At 64.4% G+C, this 17,736-nt stretch carries 17 protein-coding genes; 9 read left to right on the plus strand and 8 right to left on the minus strand.

The features are described from left to right. Positions 1–33 precede the first annotated feature (33 nt). The 3 genes from HV753_RS04460 to glyA all read left to right on the plus strand — a co-directional run bounded on the left by HV753_RS04460 (position 34) and on the right by glyA (position 3,040). Entirely contained in the window at positions 34–1,023 is a 990-nt protein-coding gene (locus HV753_RS04460) for an SLAC1 anion channel family protein (protein WP_175173195.1), read from the plus strand. A gap of 11 nt (positions 1,024–1,034) precedes the next feature. Continuing rightward, positions 1,035–1,565 carry a G/U mismatch-specific DNA glycosylase gene (mug, locus tag HV753_RS04465; RefSeq protein WP_246288146.1) on the plus strand — a complete coding sequence of 177 codons (531 nt, stop codon included), beginning with the start codon at positions 1,035–1,037 and terminating at the stop codon, positions 1,563–1,565. 179 nt (positions 1,566–1,744) lie between these two features. Then, the gene (glyA, locus tag HV753_RS04470; RefSeq protein WP_175173196.1) at positions 1,745–3,040 is read left to right on the plus strand and encodes a serine hydroxymethyltransferase; all 1,296 of its coding nucleotides are present in this window, start codon (positions 1,745–1,747) and stop codon (positions 3,038–3,040) included. A gap of 12 nt (positions 3,041–3,052) precedes the next feature. Here the strand turns inward: glyA and HV753_RS04475 are convergent, their stop codons facing one another. Beyond that, on the minus strand, positions 3,053–3,943 hold the full coding sequence (locus tag HV753_RS04475; protein WP_175173197.1) for a LysR family transcriptional regulator: 891 nt from the start codon (positions 3,941–3,943) through the stop codon (positions 3,053–3,055). Positions 3,944–4,050: 107 nt separating this feature from the next. Here HV753_RS04475 and HV753_RS04480 point away from each other — a divergent pair, with 107 nt between their 5' ends. Further along, positions 4,051–5,175, plus strand: a complete 1,125-nt coding sequence (locus tag HV753_RS04480; RefSeq protein WP_175173198.1) for a muconate/chloromuconate family cycloisomerase — start codon at positions 4,051–4,053, stop codon at positions 5,173–5,175. Between the two features lie 84 nt (positions 5,176–5,259). Beyond that, positions 5,260–6,246: a tripartite tricarboxylate transporter substrate binding protein gene (locus HV753_RS04485; RefSeq protein WP_175173199.1), complete on the plus strand. Its 987-nt coding sequence runs from the start codon at positions 5,260–5,262 to the stop codon at positions 6,244–6,246. A 31-nt stretch (positions 6,247–6,277) separates the two neighbouring features. Here the strand turns inward: HV753_RS04485 and HV753_RS04490 are convergent, their stop codons facing one another. Further along, complete coding sequence (locus tag HV753_RS04490; protein ID WP_175173677.1) at positions 6,278–7,003, minus strand: GntR family transcriptional regulator; 726 nt, start codon at positions 7,001–7,003, stop codon at positions 6,278–6,280. Positions 7,004–7,281: 278 nt separating this feature from the next. On the opposite strand from HV753_RS04490, the gene HV753_RS04495 reads away from it, so the two are divergent. Together HV753_RS04495 and HV753_RS04500 are read left to right on the plus strand one after the other, a co-directional pair. After that, entirely contained in the window at positions 7,282–8,184 is a 903-nt protein-coding gene (locus HV753_RS04495) for a dihydrodipicolinate synthase family protein (protein ID WP_175173200.1), read from the plus strand. Positions 8,185–8,207: 23 nt separating this feature from the next. Then, complete coding sequence (locus tag HV753_RS04500; RefSeq protein ID WP_175173201.1) at positions 8,208–9,164, plus strand: Bug family tripartite tricarboxylate transporter substrate binding protein; 957 nt, start codon at positions 8,208–8,210, stop codon at positions 9,162–9,164. Positions 9,165–9,206: 42 nt separating this feature from the next. Here HV753_RS04500 and HV753_RS04505 read toward each other — a convergent pair whose 3' ends face one another. The 3 genes from HV753_RS04505 to araD all read right to left on the minus strand — a co-directional run bounded on the left by HV753_RS04505 (position 9,207) and on the right by araD (position 12,771). Further along, a complete protein-coding gene (locus HV753_RS04505) occupies positions 9,207–10,196 on the minus strand; it encodes a Bug family tripartite tricarboxylate transporter substrate binding protein (protein ID WP_175173202.1) in 990 nt (329 codons plus the stop codon). A 59-nt stretch (positions 10,197–10,255) separates the two neighbouring features. Then, entirely contained in the window at positions 10,256–10,966 is a 711-nt protein-coding gene (locus HV753_RS04510; RefSeq protein WP_175173678.1) for a ribonuclease activity regulator RraA, read from the minus strand. Positions 10,967–11,040: 74 nt separating this feature from the next. After that, the gene (gene araD, locus HV753_RS04515) at positions 11,041–12,771 is read right to left on the minus strand and encodes an L-arabinonate dehydratase (protein WP_175173203.1); all 1,731 of its coding nucleotides are present in this window, start codon (positions 12,769–12,771) and stop codon (positions 11,041–11,043) included. A gap of 124 nt (positions 12,772–12,895) precedes the next feature. Between araD and HV753_RS04520 the strand changes: the two genes are divergently transcribed. After that, a complete protein-coding gene (locus HV753_RS04520) occupies positions 12,896–13,585 on the plus strand; it encodes a GntR family transcriptional regulator (protein WP_175173204.1) in 690 nt (229 codons plus the stop codon). Between the two features lie 43 nt (positions 13,586–13,628). Here HV753_RS04520 and HV753_RS04525 read toward each other — a convergent pair whose 3' ends face one another. Next, on the minus strand, positions 13,629–14,951 hold the full coding sequence (locus HV753_RS04525; RefSeq protein ID WP_175173205.1) for a hypothetical protein: 1,323 nt from the start codon (positions 14,949–14,951) through the stop codon (positions 13,629–13,631). 148 nt (positions 14,952–15,099) lie between these two features. On the opposite strand from HV753_RS04525, the gene HV753_RS04530 reads away from it, so the two are divergent. Then, positions 15,100–15,669: a surface-adhesin E family protein gene (locus HV753_RS04530; RefSeq protein ID WP_175173206.1), complete on the plus strand. Its 570-nt coding sequence runs from the start codon at positions 15,100–15,102 to the stop codon at positions 15,667–15,669. 10 nt (positions 15,670–15,679) lie between these two features. Here the strand turns inward: HV753_RS04530 and HV753_RS04535 are convergent, their stop codons facing one another. Further along, positions 15,680–16,531: an ABC transporter permease gene (locus HV753_RS04535; RefSeq protein WP_217481432.1), complete on the minus strand. Its 852-nt coding sequence runs from the start codon at positions 16,529–16,531 to the stop codon at positions 15,680–15,682. Then, positions 16,528–17,718, minus strand: coding sequence for an ABC transporter substrate-binding protein (locus HV753_RS04540; protein ID WP_175173207.1), 1,191 nt, complete (start codon positions 17,716–17,718; stop codon positions 16,528–16,530). The genes HV753_RS04535 and HV753_RS04540 overlap by 4 nt, the downstream gene beginning before the upstream one ends. Between the last annotated feature and the right edge of the window lie 18 nt (positions 17,719–17,736).

The following is a 17,736-nucleotide window of genomic DNA, read 5'->3' on the forward strand; positions in this document are numbered from 1 at the left end:
TCTGTTTCTTCCAGAAGCCCGGAGCATCCCGCTGTGTCCACGCTGTCGAGTTCAAGCCCGCGATCCTTGCCAGGGAACGTCTCCATCAGAAACCTGCCCGTCAACCTGTTTGCGTCGGTGATGGGCATCGCGGGGCTCTCCATCGCGTGGCGCCAGGCCAGCCTGGAGTTCGGTGTCAGCCCCCTGATTGCAGAAGCCGTCGGCATTGCCGCGCTAGCCGTTTTTGCCGTGCTCGCCATGGGCTATCTGGCCAAGGCCGTTCTGCATCCCGATGCCGTGCTGATGGAATATCGCCACCCGGTTGCCGGCAACTTCTTCGGCACCATCACCATCGCCATTCTGCTGTTGTCCGCCGTCATCGCGCCGTTCAATCAAGCCTTGGCCGAAGGGGTCTGGACGGTGGGTGCTGCGCTGACCGTCGCGCTGAGTTTCGTGATCGCCAGCCGGCTGTTGAAAGGCAAGATCGACGCGGCGCACGCCGTCCCTGCCTGGTTCATTCCGGGCGTGGCCACGCTGGATATCGCAGTGACCGGCGGGACCATGCCGATGCCGTGGGCCCATGAAGTCAACCTGTTCGCCCTGGCGGTGGGAACCATGATCGCCCTGCTGTTCTTTACGATGATCATGTCCCGCATGATTCATCACGAGCCCCTGCCCGCCAGCATGGTCCCGTCACTGTTGATCCTGATGGCGCCCTTCGCGGTCGGCTTTCTTGCCTACACCAGCTTCACCCAGCGCGTGGACACCTTCGCCGGGCTGCTGTTTTACTTTGGCCTTTTCATTTTCCTGGCGCTGGCGCCGAAGGTGTTCCGCCGGGGCATTCCCTTTGCTTCGGGCTGGTGGGCGATCAGTTTTCCCATGGCGGCGCTGGCCAGCGCCGCACTGAAATACGCGGCGTTCGTCCAGGCATGGCCCATCCAGGCGGTCGCCATCCTGTTGCTGGCCTTGCTAAGCCTGGCGATCGTGGTGCTCTTCATCAAGACGCTGCACATTCTTTTCAATGGCCGGCTGCTGGCCGCCTGAAGCGATCCCTCATGCATATGCTGGCCCCCAGCCCACCCCCGCCGCCCGGCCTGCCCGACCTCTTGGCCGAAGGTTTGGCCGTGGTGTTTTGCGGGATCAATCCCGGTCTACGCGCCGCCGCAAGCGGCCATCATTTCGACGGGGCCAACAACCGCTTTTGGCGTGTGCTGCATCTTGCCGGTTTCACTCCCCAGCAAATCCGTCCCGCCAACGATCGGGATCTGTTGGCCCATCGCTGTGGATTGACGGCAGCGGTGGGCCGCGCGACGGCACGCGCCGACCAACTATCGCAGCAGGAACTGCTGAACGCCGGAGCGGCGCTGCGGCTGAAAATCGAACACTACCGCCCTGCGCATGTCGCCTTCCTGGGCAAAGCCGCCTACGCGGCCATTTCCAACCAGCGCCAAGTCTTGTGGGGACGCCAGGCCGAGCCATTCGGCGGCGCGCACGCATGGGTGCTGCCAAATCCCAGCGGACTCAACCGGTCATTCAGCGTGAATGAGTTGGTCGACGCCTATCGGCAGTTGTTCTTGGCGTTATAAAAAAGTGGTCTGCCGCTGACAAAAAATGTGGCATGAATAGCCATTCCACTTGGGCCCTAGACTTCCGTTTTTGGCCCTGGGTCTGCGCGGCATCGCCAGCGTAGCCATTCCAGACGGTCGCAGCGCGCGTGCCGGAGGCTGGGCCCGATCGCTCACCTTCTTGGACACAGGCATCACCCATGACGCACACCGCACAACCTGACCGCCCGCTGCCCGTCGTCAGCGCGCTTTCCCTGCCGCAGGCCGACCAGGCCATCTGGGCCGCCATTGACGCCGAGCGGCATCGGCAGATGCACTCCATTGAACTCATCGCGTCGGAGAACTTCGCCAGCCGCGCGGTGCTTGATACCCAGGGGTCCGTGCTCACGAACAAATACGCGGAAGGCTATTCCGGCCGGCGCTATTACGGCGGTTGCCTGAATGTGGACGTCGCCGAAGACATCGCGATCTCGCGGGCAAAGCAGCTGTTCGGCGCGGGACACGTCAACGTGCAGCCTCACTCGGGAAGCCAGGCGAACCAGGCGGTCTATCTGGCGCTGCTTACGCCGGGCGACAAGATCCTTGGCCTGGATCTCAAGGCGGGCGGCCACCTGACACACGGCGCCAAGGTCAACCTGTCGGGGCGATGGTTCCAGACCATAAGCTATGGGGTGGACCCCGCGACACAGCGGGTGGACATGGACCAGGTGGAACGCATTGCCCGGCAGGAGCGGCCCAAGCTCATCGTCGCGGGCGGCTCGGCCTATTCCAGAACGCTTGATTTTGCGCGCTTCCGCGCCATCGCCGACAACGTGGGCGCGATATTCATGGCAGACATGGCGCACTTCGCCGGCCTCGTCGCGGGCGGCGTCTATCCTTCCCCCATACCGCATGCCCATGTCACGACCACCACGACGCACAAGACACTGCGCGGGCCGCGCGGCGGCATGATCCTCTGCAATGACGGCGACATCGCGAAAAAAATCGATTCCGCCGTTTTTCCGGGTCTACAGGGCGGCCCGCTGATGCACATCATCGCCGCCAAGGCCGTGGCGCTGGGCGAGGCCCTGCAACCTTCGTTCCGGACTTACGTGCAGGCCGTGGTCGACAATGCCCAAACCCTGTGCGACCGGTTGGCGGAAGGCGGGCTGTCCATCGTTTCCGGCGGCACCGATTGCCACTTGGGCGTGGTCGATCTGCGGCGATGGGGGCTGGCGGGCAATGCGGCCGAACGCGCCCTGGAACAGGTGGGCATTACCTTGAACAAGAACACCGTGCCCTTTGACGATGCCAAGCCGACGGTGACCTCGGGGATCCGAGTGGGCAGCGCCGCCTGCACGTCCCGAGGCATGGGCCGCGACGAATTCAAGGCGATCGGCGACATGATCCTGACCGTGCTCGGCGAGGTTCGCTCGGGGGCCATCGACCCGCATACCGAGAACACCGTGCGTGCAGGCGTGGCCGATCTGGCCAAGCGCTTCCCGCTTCCCTACTAGCCTGGCCGCCACCTACAACGAGCGGCGTGCCAGTTGCCCCGCCAGCAGCAGCGCCCGTTCCAGGAACGCCGACCGGTCATCCTTCCGGTAGCTCACGATCACCGGCGACACGAAGGCGTCGCCCTCGATCCGCACGTGCACGACATCCTGCCGCTGCAAGCGCTGCACTGACGCTGGCACCACCGTCACGCCCAGACCCGCCGCCACCAGGCCAATCGCCGTTTGCAATTCGTTGGCTTCTTGCACGACTTGCAGCGCATGGCCTGCGGCCCGGAACAGGCCCAGCACGTGGTCAGCGAAGTTGGGCCGTGGCCTCGCCGGATACAGCACGAAGGGCTCTTGCGCCAAGCGCGCCACCGCCACGCTGCCCAGGGCGGCTAGCGGATGGTGCAACGGCACGGCGGCCATCAAGGGCTCCGTCATCAACACCCTGCGTTCGATCGCCGGATCGTCCAGCAGGATCCGGCCGATACCCAGATCAATACGCCCCGCCTTCAGCGCTTCCAGTTGCGGCAAGGTGGTCATTTCCGTCAAACCGACTTGCACCAGCGGGTCGGCGGCGCGCAATTGGCGGATCAGTTCAGGCACGAAACCGTAAAGGGTGGACGGCACGAAGCCGATGCCGAACCAACGTTGCTGCGTCTGGCCCAGACGGCGCGTGCCCTCCAACACCTCTTCCAGCCTGGCGGTCAGCAAGCGGGACTGCTCCAGCAGGAAACGTCCGGCCTCGGTCAACCGCAATGCCCGGGTCGTGCGTTCAAACAGCGGCACGCCCAGCTCTTCCTCAAACTGGCGGATCTGGCGGCTAAGCGGCGGCTGCGCAATATGCAAGCGAGCGGCGGCGCGGGTAAAACTGCCTTCTTCCGCCACGGCCTGGAAATAGCGCAGGTGTCTGAGTTGCATGGCTTATTTAGACTTCAAAGGTATCAATCGGAACCCATATAGTCTTGGACTCAGAGAGAAAGTGCAAGCCATACTGAGGGCATCGCGTAATCTCTGGCAATTAAAGTATGAATCCGGCAAGCATTCTCTCGGTCGACGTCATTCTGGTGGATCTGCCCACCATCCGCGCTCACCAACTGGCCATGGCGGTCATGCAGCGTCAGACGCTCGCGATCGTGCGCCTGACTTGCAGCGACGGCATTGAAGGCATTGGCGAAGCCACCACCATTGGTGGCCTGTCCTATGGCGAAGAAAGCCCCGAGGGCATCAAGCTGGCGATCGACACCTATCTGGCTCCGGCGCTGGCCGGCCTGGATGCGACGAATATCCACGCGGCGATGCAGCGCCTGGAAAAAGTGGCGCGCGGCAACCGCTTTGCCAAGTCCGCGCTGGAAACCGCGCTGCTGGACGCCCAAGGCAAACGCCTGAATGTGCCGATGTCGACCCTGCTGGGCGGCGCGGTGCGCACGCGCATGCCGGTGTTGTGGACGCTGGCCAGCGGCGACACCGCCCGCGACATCGAAGAAGCCGAATCGCTGCTGCAAAGCCGCCGCCACAATACGTTCAAGCTGAAAGTGGGCCGCCGCGCCGTGTCGGAAGACGTGGCGCACGTGTCGCGCATCAAGCAAGCGCTGGGTGACCGCGCCCGCGTGACGGTGGACGTGAACCAGGCGTGGAACGAAGCCGATGCCGCAGGCGCCATTGCGCGGCTGGAAGCGGCTGGCGTCGATTTGATCGAACAACCCATTGCGCGCGCCAATCTTGCCGGCATGGCGCGGCTGGCGGCGCGTTTCGTCGTGCCGATCATGGCGGACGAAGCCGTGAACGGCCCCGAGGACGCACTGGATATCGCACGCCAGGGCGCGGCCGACGTGCTGGCGCTGAAGATCGCCAAGTCGGGCGGCCTCTATGAGATGCTGCGCACCGCGGCCGTCGGCGATGCGGCCGGCATGTCGCTGTATGGCGGCACGATGCTGGAAGGCTCGGTGGGATCGATTGCGTCGGCGCATGGCTTTGCCTGCCTGCCGCGCCTGTCCTGGGGCACGGAACTGTTCGGGCCGCTGCTGCTGAAGGACGACATCGTCGCCAACCCGCCACGCTATGCGGATTTTGAACTGGAACTGCCCGACGGCCCCGGCCTGGGGCTGACGCTGGACGAAGACAAACTGAATTTCTATCGGCGGGACCGCTGACGCGCACCCCGCTTTTCCACGACACACGGCCGCGCCCGCCTGACAGGGCGCAACCACAATAATTCAAGTACGACGGAGACAACCATGCGCATGCGCCATGTATTCAACCCCCTTGCCCGTGCCGCTCTGGCCTTGTCGCTGCTGGGCAGCGCGTCCGCCGCGCTGGCGGACAGCTATCCCGACCGTCCGGTCAAATGGGTGGTGCCCTTCCCGCCCGGCGGCGCCATGGACAGCATCGCCCGCACCTTGGGCGAATCCATGGGCAAGCAGCTGAACACGTCCTTCATCGTGGAAAACCGCGCGGGCGCCGGCGGCAACATCGGCGCGGCCACCGTGGCCCGCGCCAAGCCGGACGGCTATACGATCCTGATCGTGGCCAACGGCATGGCCGTCAACCCCGCGCTGTATGCGGATCTGAACTACGACCCGATCAAGGATTTCGCCCCGATCTCGCTCCTGGCCGTGGTGCCGAACGTGCTGGTCACCAATCCGGCCCGCACGGGCGCCACCAACGTGCAGGACGTGATCACCAAAGCCCGTGCGCAGCCCAATCACTACACGTACGCCTCGGCGGGCGTGGGTACGTCGATCCACCTGGCGGGCGAACTCTTTGTCTCGATGACGGGTGTGGACATGCTGCACGTGCCCTACAAGGGCAGCGGCCCGGCGGTCGCCGACCTGCTGGGCGGCCAGGTGGACTACATGTTCGACAGCATCACGTCCGCCAAGCCGCACATCGCCACCGGCAAGCTACGCGCGCTGGCGGTCACCACCACCAAGCGTTCGGCGGCCCTGCCCGATGTGCCGACCATGCAGGAAGCCGGCGTGCCGGGCTATGAGTTGATGCCCTGGTTCGCGGCCTTCGCCCCCGCCGGCACGCCGCCGGAGGTAGTCGCCAAGTTGAACGAAGCCATGCGCAATGCACTGGCTGAACCCAAGGTGAAGGCAACCCTGGAATCGATCGGCGCGGAATCGATTGGCAGCAGCCCGGACGCTTTGCGCGACCATCTGGCCAAGGAAACCGAGCAATGGAAGACCTTGGTCAAGGAACGCAACATCAAGATCAACTGAGCCCCGGCGGGCGGCCTGGTCCGCCCGCGCCCTAGGCCGGCTGCGGCAAGGCCGAGGCATCCAGCAGGTGATCGACGATCGTCAGGATCTGCTCGGCCGCCATCGCGATATGCCGCTCCAGCGCGGCTTCAGCTTTTTCCGGCTGGCCTTGACGGCTAAGGGCGATCATTTCCTTGTGCTCATCATGAGCCTGCTGACGGATCGGCGCATTGACGATCTGAAAGCGGAAATAGCGCTCGGATTTTTCATGCAGCGCGCGGACCATGCCCAACGCTGCCGGCCGTTGCGCCGATCGGTACAGCAGTTCATGCAGCTGCCAGTTCAGCCGTCCCCACTGTTCAGGCGGGGCCGCATCCATCTGCGCCACCACCTGTTCGGCGCGATCCAGGTCGCCCTCGTCATGCTGGAGCACCGCCAGACGGAACAGCCAAGGTTCCAGCCGCATGCGGATATCGAAAAATTCCTGGACTTCCGTCCGCGACAGCATCGACACATAGGCTCCCCGGTGCGGGATCATGTCGATCAGCCCTTCTGCGCTGAGCTGGCGAATCGCCTCGCGCACCGGCAGTCGGCTCACGCCCAGCTCCTCGGCAAACAATTCCTGGCGCAGCGCCGAGCCGGGCGGGATCGCGCCGGAAAGTATGCGGTCACGCAATTCGTCCACCACCAGGTCGACGGCGGTCTTGCGAACCAGCCGGCCGGCGGATCCAGTCTGAGGTTGGGGCGGAGAAACGGAAAGCGGCGAATTCTGGGACACGTGAAACCTGCCTGGTTGGACCGCCCGGCGGACGCCGAGCGGCATGGGAATGCCGGTCAAAACCGTGGTGCCCAGGAAAACCCCGAGAGACAGCCGGTGCCGACAACCCGTTTAATGTGAGTATATTGGATCCATGATCCAGTTGGTACCGCTGTGCAGCGGTACCCGTGGTCCGAGGCAAGGTGCCTCGTTTTTTTGATCTCAATATTTTGGATCCAATATCCAATAACCAATATCCACCAAAAATAGCGGGTGGATTTCTCATCAGGAGCGGCAGCATGAGCATTCAATGGCAAGGCGTTTTCCCCGCCGTCACCACCAAACTGAACCCGGACTTCTCGCTGGATCTGGACGCATTGCGCCAAGGCCTGGAGCGCTTGATCGGCAATGGCGTGGGCGGGGTCGTCATGATGGGCATGGTGGGTGAAAACGCCCAGCTGTCGCCCGAGGAAAAACTGACCGTGCTGCGCACGGCGGTGGAAACCGTGCGCGGACGAGTACCCGTGATCTCCGGCGTGGCCGAGACCGGCACGGCGCGCGCGGCGGCGTTCGCGCAGGAAGCCGCGAAAATCGGCGTGAACGGCCTGATGGTGTTCCCGGGCCTGACCTACAAGTCGGATAATCGCGAGACGGTGGCCTTCTACCGCACGGTGGCGCAGGCCAGCCCCCTGCCGATCCTGCTTTACAACAACCCCCGCGGCTACGGGGTGGACCTGACGCCGGACCTGGTGGCCGAACTGCTGGAAGAACCCACTATTGTCGCCATCAAGGAAGAGTCCTATGACACGACCCGCGTGACCGATCTGATCACGCGCTTTGGCGACCGCCTGGCAGTGGTGTGCGGCGTGGACGACCTGGTGCTGGAAAGCGCCGCGCTGGGCGTGACCGCTTGGGTCTCGGGCATGGCGAACGCCGTTCCCAAGGCCTCCGTCGACCTGCTGCGACTGGCGGCCGAAGGCGATTTCGCCCGGGCCCGCAAGCTATATGCGGCGCTGACGCCGCTGTTCCACCTGGACACGGTGGTCAAGCTGGTGCAACACATCAAACTGGCCGAACACCTGATCACCGGCAGCGCTGAAACCGTGAAACCCCCGCGCCTGGATCTGGCGGGCGCAGAACGCGAACGCACCATCGCCATCACCAAACAGACGCTCGCGGACCTTGCCGCCCTGGGCTATTGATCACTGATTCCGGAGCCGCCACCATGCGCCCCATCCGCCTGTCCGCGCTGATCGCCAGCGCCCTGTTTGCCCTGTCCCCCGCCCATGCGGCGGACTATCCCGCCCGCTCGATGGAACTGGTGGTTGCCTACCAGCCCGGCGGCGGCAGCGACAACACCGCCCGCGCCATCGCGGAAGCGGTGCGCCCCCCGCTGCTGGCACAACCCACCGTTGTGATCAACAAGCCCGGCGCAAGCGGCTCCATCGGCTGGTCGTATGTGGCCAATGCGCAGCCGGACGGTTATCGGCTGGTCCTGATGACGCCGGAAATGCTGGTGGTTCCGCTGATGGGCATCGGCAAGACCACCGTCAACGACTTCCAGCCCATCGCGCGTTTCACGGATGACCCGTCTTCCGTGACGGTGCGCGCCGATGCGCCATGGAAGACGGTGGAAGAGTTTCTGGACTACGCGAAGAAGAATCCGGAGCGGGTCGCGGTCTCGAACGCCGGCATCGGCACCGTGCCGCACATGGCGGCGGCCGCCCTGGCTGAGCAGACAGGCGTGAAATTCGTGCATGTGCCTTATCAGGGATCGGCGCCCGCCATCATGGGCCTGCTGGCGGGTGACGTGCAGGCCACCACCGTTGCCTATGCCGAGCTGCAACAACACGTGGACACCGGAAAGCTACGCACGCTTGCCGTGATGGCTCCCCAGCGCCTGGAGAACCTGCCCGCCGTGCCCACGATGAAGGAGCGCGGCGCGGATCTGCAATTCAGCGTGTGGCGCGGCATCGGCCTGCCCAAGTCCGCGCCGGCGGACGCGGTGGAGAAATGGCGGGCTGCCGCCCGCCACGTGGCGCAGTCCAAGGAGTTCCAGACGCTGATGCGCAAGCAGAACCTGACGCCCTCCTATGCCGATCAACCGCAATTCGCGGCTGATGTGGCTCGCCAGGAACAGGCGTTCAATACGCTGGTACCCAAGCTGAACCTGAAACCCTGAATCCCACCGGGCGCGGCGGCTTTCCGCCGTGCCCGGCGATTTTCATTCCACCGTTGCGCCTGACTTCTTCACGACTTCGGCCCAACGGGGGATCTCGGTGGCCATCAGCGCGCGCAGTTCTTCGGGCGTGCTGCCCACCAATTCCATACCCATGGTCTTGCCCAGTTTTTCCTGAACATCGGGTTCTTTCAGGATGACCGCGATTTCCTGCGCCAGCTTATCCAGGATCGGCTTGGGCGTGCCCTTGGGCGCGTAGACGGCCTGCCAGGACGCCATCTGGAAACCAGGCACGCCGGCTTCCTGCATGGTCGGCACTTCCGGCGCCAGCGAGATGCGGTCCTTGGTGGTGACGGCCAGCAACTTCAGCTTGCCGGTTTGCAACAGCGGCAAGGCCGCCGTCATCTGATCGAACATGAAGGTCACCGCACCCGATGACACGTCCACCATCGCGGGCGGCGTGCCCTTGTACGGCACGTGCGTCAGCGGCACGCCGATCATGCTTGAGAAGAGTTCGCCGGCCAGGTGCGTCGATGTGCCCGCCCCCGATGACGCAAAGGTGCGTTTGTTCGGATCGCGCTTGAGCAACGCGATCAGGTCGGCCACCGAGTTCACGCCCAGGTTGGGGTCCACCAACAGCACGTTGGGCAGATAGGCGATCAGCGACACCGGTTCAAAGTCCTTTACCGGGTCGTACTTCAAATTCTTGTACAGGCTGGCGTTGATGGCATGCGTGCTGATGGTGCCGCCAAACAGCGTGTAGCCGTCGGGCGGCGCCTTGGCCACGTAGGTCGCGCCAATGCCGCCGGCCGCGCCGGGCTTGTTTTCCACGATGACGTTCTGGTGCAGGCGGTCGCCCAGCTTCTGGGCCAGCACGCGGCCCACCACGTCAGTCGAACCGCCCACGGTGAACGGCACCACATAGGAAATCGGCTTTTGGGCGGGCCAGTCGGCGGCGCTGGCCGGCATGGCCAATGTGCCCAGGATGGCGCCAGCCAGCAGCGCGCCCAACGCGCTGCGTCGTTGCGTATTCATGTTGTCTCCTACCTTGATTTATAGGTATGGGTCGCCGGCCGGTCGGCCGGCGGCAAGGCTCAACGGCCCTGTTCTTTGCGCCAGGCGGCGAATTTGTCCTTGGTGCCCGGGTCCGTGGGCGGATAGAGGCCCAGAATGGACGCGCCCTGCTGCACCTGACTGGTCACGAAGTCTTCAAAGGCGGTCATTTCCACCGCTTCGATCGAGATCTCATCCGCCAGGTGCGCGGGGATCACCACGACGCCTTCGCGGTCGCCCACGACGATGTCGCCAGGCCACACGGGCACGTCACCGCAACCGATGGGCGCATTGATGTCCAGCGCCTGATGCAGCGTCAGATTGGTCGGGGCGGACGGACGCTGGTGATACGCGGCAAAGCCCAGTTCGGCGATTTCGGGCGAATCGCGGAATCCGCCATCGGTCACCACGCCCGCCACGCCACGCTTCATCAAGCGCGTGATCAGAATGGACCCGGCGGACGCGGCGCGCGCATCTTTGCGGCTATCCATGACCAGCACGGCGCCTTCAGGGCAGGTTTCGACGGCCACGCGCTGCGGATGCGCACGGTCTTCAAACACCTTGATGGTGTTCAGGTCTTCGCGGGCGGGGATGTAGCGCAGCGTGAAGGCCGGACCCACCATGTTGGGCAGATTGGCGTTCAGCGGGCGCACGTCCTGGATGAACTGGTTGCGCAGGCCGCGCTTGAACAATGCCGTGCATAGCGTGGCGGTGCTGATCCCGGCCAGGCGGGCGCGGGTTTCAGGATTCATTTGAGACACGATGACTCCGGGGTCTTAAGACAAGCAATGAAGGATGGGCAGCGGGCTGACGCCCGCCGCCGCGCTTAGAAGATCTCGGGTTCGGGCACCGGTGCGCCGAACTCGGTTTCCAGGAAATCGAAATCGCAGCCGTCGTTGGCTTGCAGGATGTGCTTGGAATACATCCAGCCGTAGCCGCGTTCATAGCGCTTGGGCGGCGGCGTCCAGGCAGCGCGGCGCGCGGCCAGTTCTTCGTCGCTGATGTTCAGGTGGATGCTGCGGGCAGGCACGTCCACGGTGATCGTGTCGCCGGTCTTGACCAGCGCCAGCGGGCCGCCGATGTAGGCTTCGGGCGCCGCATGCAGAATGCAGGCGCCATAGCTGGTGCCGCTCATGCGGGCATCGGACAGGCGCAGCATGTCGCGCACCCCCTGCTTCACCAGCTTGGTCGGGATGGGCAGCATGCCCCACTCGGGCATGCCGGGGCCGCCTTGCGGGCCGGCATTGCGCAGGATCATGATGTGTTCGGCCGTGACGTCCAGGTTTTCGTCGTCGACCGCGGCTTTCATGCTGGGGTAATCGTCGAACACCAGCGCCGGGCCCGTGTGTTGCAGGAACTGCGGCGCGCAGGCGCTGGGCTTGATGACGCAGCCGTCCGGCGCGATATTGCCGCGCAGCACGGCCAGCGCGCCTTCGTCGTAGATGGCGGTGTCCAGCTTGCGGATCACATCGTCGTTATAGACCTCGGCGCCGGCAATGTTCTCGCCCAGCGTCTTGCCGGTGACGGTCATGGCGGTAGGGTCCAGATGGTCTTGCAGGCGCGACATCAGTGCGGGCAATCCGCCCGCGTAATAGAAGTCTTCCATCAGATAGGTGTCGCCGCTGGGCCGGATATTGGCAATGACCGGCACCTTGCGGCTGGCCGCGTCGAAATCATCCAGCCCGACCGCGCAGCCCGCGCGGCGCGACATCGCGACCAGGTGCACGATGGCATTGGTGGAACAGCCCATGGCCATGGCAACGTTGATGGCGTTCTTGAACGACGCCAGGGTCAGGATGCGCTTGGGAGTAAGGTCTTCCCACACCATGTCCACCACGCGCCGGCCGCATTCGGCGGACATGCGCATGTGGTTGACGTCAGCCGCCGGAATCGAGGACGCGCCCGGCAGGGTCATGCCGATGGCTTCGGCGATGGCCGTCATGGTGCTGGCCGTGCCCATCGTCATGCAGGTGCCGTAGCTGCGGGCGATACCGCCTTCCACTTCCGTCCATTGTTCTTGCGTGATCTTGCCGGCGCGGCGTTCGTCCCACAGCTTCCAGGCGTCAGAACCCGATCCCAGGATCTTGCCTTTCCAGTTGCCGCGCAACATGGGGCCGGCAGGCACGTAAACGCACGGCAGCCCGGCGCTGATGGCGCCCATGATGAGCCCCGGCGTCGTCTTGTCGCAGCCGCCCATCAACACGGCGCCGTCAACCGGGTGGCTGCGCAGCAGTTCTTCGGTTTCCATCGCCAGGAAGTTGCGATACAGCATGGTCGTCGGCTTGACGAAGGATTCCGACACCGAAATCGCAGGCAGCTCCACGGGAAATCCGCCGGCCTGGAATACACCGCGCTTCACGTCTTCGACGCGCTGCTTGAAGTGGCTATGACAGGGATTCAGGTCGGACCAGGTATTGATGATGGCGATGATGGGCCGGCCGACCCAATCATCGGGGGCATAGCCCATTTGCATCATGCGGGAACGGTGGCCAAACGAACGCAGGTCATCCTTGGCCATCCAGGCGGCGCTGCGCAGACTTTCGTAGGAACGTTTCATAGGGGATCGGAGGTAAGGCGTGGTGGGGATGGAAGCATTTAAACACTAATACATTAGTGCGTCAGCTAGGTGAAAACCCGCTACACTGCGGTCTTTGTCCACCGTACTCCCGACACGCCCCAGGATGCAAAGCCCAAAGCTCAGACTGGACCGTTCGCGCCACGCGGCGCCCCAGGTCTTCGAACATCTACGCGAACAGATCGTGTCGCTGGAACTCGCGCCCGGCACGGCGCTATCGCGCGTGACGCTGGCCGAAACCTATGGCCTGAGCCAAACGCCCATCCGCGACGCCCTCATGCGCCTGGCCGAAGAGGCGCTGGTGGAAATCTACCCGCAGCACACCACGGTCGTCAGCCGCATCGACATCCCGGCCGCCCGCCAGGCCCATTTCCTGCGCCAATCGCTGGAACTTGAAATCGTGCACCTGCTGGCGCAGCGGCCCGACCCTATCCTGCACAAGCGCCTGCAAGCCAGCATCGACTTGCAGCGGGCAAGCCACGCCAATGGCGAATATCAGCAGTTCATTGACGCCGACCAGGCTTTCCACCGCGACATGCATGCGGCCGCGGGCGTGACCAGTCTCTGGGAATTGGAACAACGCTACAGCGGCCACCTGGATCGTCTTCGCCGGCTGCATTTGCCCGAAGCCGGCAAGGCCGAACGCATCATGGACGATCACCAGCGATTGCTGAGCGCCATCGTGGCGCAGGCGCCCGAACGCGCGCAGCAGGTGCTGCGCGAACATCTGTCCGGCACGCTCAGCCAGGTCGCCGAGATCTGCAAGCGGTATCCCGAGTACGTGCTGGCGGAGTAAGGCGGCTGGCGCAAGCAAGGCACGCCGCCCCTGCGCGCGGACATCAATCCAGCGGATACCGCCGGATCACCGTTTTTCCGTCCCGTTCCGCCAGCGACAGCAGCGCCTCGCCTGACGCATCCATGCCCAGCAGGCCTGTCTCCACGTCCTGGGGAATCTGGAACGCGCGCCAGGTTTTGCCCTGGTTGCGGCTGGTGAAGTACGTCTTGGTGTATTCGTTGAATGAGAACAGGTGGTCAGCGTAGGTCTTGATCACCCAGGCCTTGTGGCCGAACCAGGCGTCGTCGATCCAGCTGCGCTTGCCTTGCACGGTGGGCGACACCCCACGCCGGTGCCATGCCCTTTCGGCCTTATCCAATTCATAGATGGCGTCGCCCGACGTTTCAAACACGGTTTGATCCCGCGTGTAACGTGCATCGGGCGCAGGCGCGGGAACCGGCGGCACGCGCTGCGTGATGCGGAAAGCGGGTGACGCGCCGTTCTGGAATTCCACCTCGAAACGCCGGGTCTCCAGCACTTCATTCTTTTCCGACGCATTCAGGCTGATCCGCGTGCGCCAGCTCCAGCCGACGGCGCGCTTGTCATCCAGGGGATACAGCGACCAGTCATAGGCCAATTGGTCGCTGGCGCGAGCGCCGCCCTCTTTGCCAGCCTTTTCATGAAAGGACCGCTCAAACGCTTCCGCGTCTGGCCAGACCTGTTCGTCCAGCAAGGTCGCCGACCAGTGCCTGGCGCGGTCTTCGCTGACCAGCAGCCGCTGGCCGGCGTCATGCCGTTCCAGCGCGATCACCCGGTCTTGGGTCAGGAACACGGTGTACTGTTGCGGCGCCCCCAGCACGACATCCGGGTCGTAAGACCAGGTTTGGCCCAAGTCGTCCGAGCGCAGCGTTTCCCAGGCGGCCAAGGGCTCATCCTGGCGTGGAGCGCGCGGCGTGCCCGTGACCAGGTACAAGGTGCGGCCCTGGGGCGACCCGATCAGGCTGACGCCGCTGTCGCCGCTGATCGAGCCCAGCAGTTCAAATACGCCCGTGCCCTGCCCGCCGTAGATCAGGTTGCGCGTGTCGGCCAATTGCCAGGGGTTCTGCTGACGTGTGCCCAGGGCCGGAACTTGCGCATCCAGCAGGGGCGCCTTCTCCAGGCTGGCCATTTCCTTTCCCGACACCAGACGCTGCCCGATCAGCAATTGGCGTTCGCCGAAGCGTTGCAGCGATACACGGGAAAACGACGCCAGCGGCAGGCCATTGAGTTCACCGATGACTTCGCTGCGCGCCAGTGGCTTGCCCAGCGGCACCAGTTGATAAATGCCATAGCCGATCACCCCCGCGATGACGATCGCGGCGCCGCTGGCAAGCAGTCTAAGGTTCATGGCTGCAAAGCATCCTGGTGCGTGAGCGCTCGGCCATTCGGCCGGTGACATTTGGGGGAATGGGCGAAACTATAGCGTGTTACGCAACGTTCCCTATACTGGCGTGACATACTGTCACGCCGCACCCGGCAGCACACGGAAACCCGACATGATCGCAAGGCACACAAGCTTCATCCTGGCCCTGGTTTTACTAGGGGCAGCTGGCTGGACGCCGCAGACGCTTGCCGCGCCGCCAGACGTTTGCCAAGCGCTTACCGTACGCGAAGGAGATCCGATTCCGCCCGATGCCTGCGCCGTCAATATCGTGCCACGCGACCTTGATGTGTCGAACATCGTTTTTGGCGGGGGCCCGTCGTGGACGCCACTGGACCCGCAGGCGATGCCCGGCGTGTTCTATGACAGCGCATCGATTGCGCCGGTGTCTGAGCGGCCCATGGTGATGGCGGTGACGGTGGCCTGGTTCTATGCGCAGCCCCGCGTGTCGGAAACCAATGGCCAGCCGTATGGCTCGGTCTCGCAACCGATCACGCTGAACTGCACCGCCAACACCTATACCGTTACCCAAACGCAGCACTACGCGGGCAACGATGCCACCGGTGCACTGGTGGAATCGATCCCGGTGGCGGGCATACACAATGCGCCCGTCGCGCGCGACCCCGTCCAGCGCAAGCTACGCGCCGTGGTGTGCCCGGCCCCGGGCAAGACCGTGCGCAAATAGCCCCGGCGTCCTACCCCCGCCAGTAGCGGTACAGCGCCCGGGCCGCCGCATCCAGCAGGAATCCCAGGACGCCGATCATCAGCACCATGGCCATTAATTCCGAATAGGCGAGCCGATCCCGCGTGTCCAGGATGAAGTAGCCCATCCCCGCCGACACACCCAGCATTTCGCAGGGCACCAAGACGATCCACAAAATGCCGATGGCCAACCGCACGCCGGTCAGGATATGGCCCAGCACACCGGGCAGGATCACGCTGCGCAAGGTCTCCCAGCGGGTGGCGGCCACGCTTTGGGCCAGTTGCAACCAGCGCGGATCCAGCTGTTGCACGCCCGCCGCCGTGTTCAATACGATGGGCCAGACGGCGGCGAAGGTCAGCAGGAAATAGACGGGATCGTCGCCGACACCGAACACCATCACGGCGATCGGCATCCAGGACAACGGCGAAATCATGCGCAGGAACTGCATGGCGGGAGAGACCGTGGCCTCCAATCGCCGCCAGCTACCAATTGCCAGCCCGAGCGGCACGCCAATCAACAACGCGAAGCCCAGCCCCACCGCAATGCGCCGCAGGCTGACCAGGATATGCAGGGGCAAGTCCGACGCCGTCAGCAGTTCCGCCAGGCTGATGAAGGTGGCGCCCGGCGAAAAGCGCCGCGCCATGCCTCCCGCGGGTGACAAGACGTCGGTACCCAGCCACCACAAGGCCAGCAATGCCGCCAGGCCACCCAGCCCCAACGCGCAGCGCGCGCCCAGGCCCAGGCCGGCCTCGCGTGCGCGGGTGGCCGGTTTGGCAGGCGGGTGGGTGGCAGCATCGGCCGCCGCGCTGCCCGCCGGCCCTGCAAGCGACTCGCGAACCGTCACGCCTGCACCATTTCGATCCGGGTATAGGCGTCCGGAAAGCCAAAGCGGTTCAAGCCGCCCACGGACTCAATGGCACGTTTGACATAGCGGTCGTCCACCAGCTCGCGCGCGGCGCGGGCGGGATCCAGGTCAGCCAGAAACCCCCGGTCGGCCTCGATCAACGTATCGCGCAGGCGGCGCACCAATTCCTCGGTGTAGCTGGGGAATGGATAGGGCTGGAAGTCAATGCGGCGTTCATCCCAGTCTGCGTGGCGGATGGCGCCGCTGCCCAGGTATTGCTCGCGATCGGATGCGGGCGGCGCCAGTACTTTGGTCAGCGCCGGCAAGCCGTGCGGCGTGTAGCGGTTGATGCCTTCCTTGGACAGCAGCTGGGCTGTCTCGGCGCGGTGGTCACGTATCCACAATTGCGCCTGCACAATGGCGTCGACCACCTTTTGCGACCACTCCGGGCGCTGCTCCAGATCGCGCTCGTGCATGAACACGACGCAGCAAGCATGGTTGCGCCAGACATCACCGGTAAACCGCAGCACCTTGCCAACGCCCAGGGTTTCGGCCAGCGCGTTGAAGGGCTCGGCCACGATGTAGCCGGCGATGCGGTTCTGCGCCAGCGCCGGCGGCATGTCGGCGGGCGCCATGACGATCAGGTTGACCTCGTTGGCGCCAACCGAGCCATCCTTGCGCGCGACGGGCGTCAGGCCGTTTTCGCGCAACAGATATTGCAGCATGACGTTGTGGATGGAATACCAGAACGGGATGGCCACGGTCTTGCCACCCAGTTCCTTGACGTTGTTGATGGCGGGCGCCACGGTCAGCCCCGACCCGCCCACGTGATTCCAGGCCACGACCTTGGCCGGCACCTTGCTGCCAAAGCGCGCCCACACCGTCATCGGCGACAACAGGTGCACCACGTTGACCTGGCCCGAGATAAAGGCCTCGATCACCTGCGCCCAACTACGCAACAGCGTGGGCTTTTCCGCTTTGACGCCTGCTTTGTCAAACAAGCCGTTGTTGTGCGCCACCAGTAGCGGCGCGGCGTCGGTAATCGGCAGATAGCCAATGCGCACCGGCGCATCCGGATCGCTCTGCGCGCGGGCGTTGAACGCCGACAACAAAGCGCTTGCGCCACCTGCCGTCAGCAGGGCCGAGAGTTTCAACCAGTCGCGACGCGACATGTGTTCCAGGCACATCAATAGGCTCCTAGCAAG

The sequence above is a fragment of the Achromobacter pestifer genome (assembly GCF_902859625.1).
In the GTDB taxonomy this organism is placed as follows: Bacteria; Pseudomonadota; Gammaproteobacteria; order Burkholderiales; family Burkholderiaceae_B; genus Achromobacter; species Achromobacter pestifer.